Annotated in this window: 3 protein-coding genes; 2 read left to right on the plus strand and 1 reads right to left on the minus strand. The window is 74.0% G+C overall.

Annotated features, from left to right (window positions below; genetic code table 11):
* A partial coding sequence (locus DQW06_RS16030) for an AraC family ligand binding domain-containing protein (protein ID WP_370449085.1) occupies positions 1 to 407 on the minus strand: 407 nt, incomplete at its 3' end.
* Between the two features lie 449 nt (positions 408 to 856).
* Between DQW06_RS16030 and DQW06_RS16035 the strand changes: the two genes are divergently transcribed.
* A complete protein-coding gene (locus DQW06_RS16035) occupies positions 857 to 1,294 on the plus strand; it encodes a GNAT family N-acetyltransferase (RefSeq protein WP_013151970.1) in 438 nt (145 codons plus the stop codon).
* A gap of 146 nt (positions 1,295 to 1,440) precedes the next feature.
* Positions 1,441 to 2,118, plus strand: coding sequence for a PaaI family thioesterase (locus DQW06_RS16040; protein WP_117198828.1), 678 nt, complete (start codon positions 1,441 to 1,443; stop codon positions 2,116 to 2,118).
* Positions 2,119 to 2,169: the final 51 nt, after the last annotated feature.

Below are 2,169 nucleotides of genomic sequence, written 5' to 3' on the forward strand. Positions count from 1 at the left end.
GTGGCCAGCACCCGGGCGGCCTCGGGCGCGTGGATGCCGGACTCGGTGAACGCCGGGGTCCCGCGCATGCCCAGTTCGCGGGCGATGCCGGACACCACCTCGGGCAGCGGGTAGAACACGCGGTAGCTCCAGCCCTCGGGGACCCCGGCGTGGCCGGTGTGCACCTCCCCGGGGCCGACCACCGCCAGTCCGCCCGGCCCCACACGGGCACGTCCCCGCCCGTGCGTGTACTCCTCGATGCCGTCGGTGATCACCCCGATCGTGTAGGTGGGGTGGGTGTGGCGGGTGAAGGCGGTGGTGACGAAGCGAGCGGTGAGCAGTTCGGTCTCGGGCAGCCCGGAGAAGCGCCAGTAGCGCGCCCGCTCCGCGCGCGGGTCCTCGATCCGGGGGTGAACGTCTCCGGGCATGCCCATCGCTCCAGGTTAGGCAGTGCGCCGCGCGGGGCCGCCACGGACCTGCGCGGGCGCGGTCGGAAACGCCGCCACGGGTCTCGGGGAGGCGCGGGGGACGCCGCCACGGGTTTCGGAGGGAGGTGCCCGGGTGCCGCCACGGGCTTCGGTGAAGGTGCCGGGGCCGCCGCGTCACGGGCGTGCTCGGGCGCGGTCGGGAACGCCGCCACCCGCCTTCGTGGAAGCCGCCGCGGCCGAGGTCCTCGTGCCAGGCACCGGAAACGCCGCCCGGGGATTGGACGCGTACACCGGAGGCAGGACGGGCACCGGTTTCGGCGCAGGTGCGTGGAACGGCGCGGGAACCGGGAACAGCGCGGGTACCGACCGCGCCGGTCGGACGTCTCCCGGTGGCCGGGGGCGGCAACCACGATGCGTGTTTCGCCCCGTCATGGGACTAATCTGCCTGCATGACTACGACCGAGATCCGCCTGGCGCGGGACGAGCGCGACCGCGCCGCAGTGTTCGTCATCCGGGGAGCCGTGTTCGTCGCCGAGCAGCAGGTGCCCGTGGAGGAGGAGTGGGACGTGCGCGACGCCACCGCCGACCACCTCCTCGCCCTGGACGGCGGCATCCCCGTGGGCACGGTCCGCCTCGTGGACCTGGGCGGAGGCGTGGGCCTCCTCGGCCGCCTGGCCGTCCTGCCCAAGGGACGCGGCACCGGGACCGGCGCCGCGCTCGTGCGCGCGGTGGAGGAGCGGGCCCGCGAGCGCGGGCTGACCAAGGTGGAGCTGCACGCACAGACCCACGCGCTGGGCTTCTACGCGCGTCTGGGCTACGCGGCCTACGGCGAGGAGTTCCTGGACGCGGGGATTCCGCACCTGCACATGGTGCGTGAGCTGGTCTGACGCCGCCGAGCGTGCCGCCCGTCTCCGCGCCGTGTGACAGGGAGCGCACGGCCCGGCCCCGCCTCGCCGGAATACGACCGAGTAGGATTCGGTTTGACGGTGGTGCCCCCAGCCGCCCGTGCACACCCCGATCCGACGAGGAACACATGACGGTCAACACGCAGCCGGTAACCGAGCGCCCCGACCCCCGCGCCTTCGGCCTCCCGGTGGTCGAGCAGGCCCAGATCCCCGCCGAGCTGCGCTCCCTCGTGGCCCGCGTCCACGACCTCGTCGACGCCGTCGCCAACACCGAGGCCGACACCGACACCCTGGCCGAGGCCGCGGCCACCGTCGAGGGCGTCACCGGCAGGCTCAACGTCGCCCGCCGACAGATCGGCACCATGGTCCAGCGCGACCTCCAGAGCGGAGACGTCGAGTACGGCACCATCACCAACATCGTCTCGGGCGACACCAACCCCGCCGCCCCGCCGCTCCTGCTGGAGCGCACCCCCGAGGGCCTGCGCGGCGAGGTCACCCTCAACACCGTCTACCAGGGTCCGCCCGGACTCGTGCACGGCGGCTGGATCGCGGCCCTGCTCGACCAGGCCGTCGGCAGCGTCTCCGCGGTCGAGACCACACCGGGGCTCACCGCCAAGCTGGAGGTGAACTACCGCCAGCCCACGCCGCTGTTCACCCCGTTGGAGGTCACCGCGGAGGTGGACCGGGTGGAGGGCCGCAAGGTCTTCGTCTCCGGACGGATCCGCGCCCACGGCGAGGTCACCGCCGAGGCCACCGCCCTCATGGTCCAGGTCAGGATTCCCGAGACCGAGACCCAGCAGGGCTGAGCCGTCAGCCGGTCCACCCGGCCGCGCACGCGCGCGGGGCGGCCCCGCCTG

Source organism: Nocardiopsis sp. TNDT3, assembly GCF_003427465.1.
In the GTDB taxonomy this organism is placed as follows: Bacteria; Actinomycetota; Actinomycetes; order Streptosporangiales; family Streptosporangiaceae; genus Nocardiopsis; species Nocardiopsis dassonvillei.

Bases quoted from the DNA above. Each gene is read 5' to 3' on its own strand.
- DQW06_RS16040 (WP_117198828.1), top strand. From the start codon at position 1,441: ATGACGGTCAACACGCAGCCGGTAACCGAGCGCCCCGACCCCCGCGCC.
- DQW06_RS16035 (WP_013151970.1), top strand. From the start codon at position 857: ATGACTACGACCGAGATCCGCCTGGCGCGGGACGAGCGCGACCGCGCC.